1 protein-coding gene is annotated in these 536 nt (G+C 70.1%); it reads left to right on the top strand.

Features of this window, described 5'->3' with window-relative positions:
- A partial coding sequence (locus FV227_RS28710; protein WP_187275005.1) for an outer membrane beta-barrel protein occupies positions 1–536 on the top strand: 536 nt, incomplete at both ends.

Here is a 536-nt window from a genome sequence, read left to right as displayed (position 1 = left end):
GGCGTGCTCGCCTTCGGCGGCAGCCGCGGCAACGACGGCTTCACCGGCGGTGGCCAGGTCGGCTACAACTACCAGTTCACCCCGGGCTCGGGCGTCGTGATCGGCATCGAGGCCGACGCGCAGTACGTCGACTTCGGCCAGAACCGCAACCGCTTCTCGGCCACCCCCGGCGTCGTCGGCGGCGGCATCCTGCCCGGAAACCTGATCTACAACCCGTCGGGCCTCTCCAGCCTCGACTACTTCGGCACCGTGCGCGGTCGCCTCGGTTACGCCTTCGACCGCACCCTCGTGTACGGCACCGGCGGCTTCGCCTACGGCAGCGGCGGCGGCCGTGACTTCGGTTCGGGCGTGTCCCGCAACGACTTCCAGACCGGCTGGGCCGCCGGCGCCGGCGTCGAGTACGCCCTGCCGACCGACTCGTTCCTGAACTTCTTCCGCTCCTCGGCCGTGACGCTGAAGGTGGAAGGCCTGTACGTGAACCTCGACCAGGGCGGCCGCAACAACGGCGCCTTCGCCTCCAACTCGACCGGCACCGT

This window comes from Methylobacterium sp. WL119, from assembly GCF_008039875.1.
GTDB lineage: Bacteria > Pseudomonadota > Alphaproteobacteria > Rhizobiales > Beijerinckiaceae > Methylobacterium.
The sequence above is the reverse complement of the archived record's forward strand: the minus strand, read 5'-3'. Positions and strand labels throughout refer to the sequence as shown.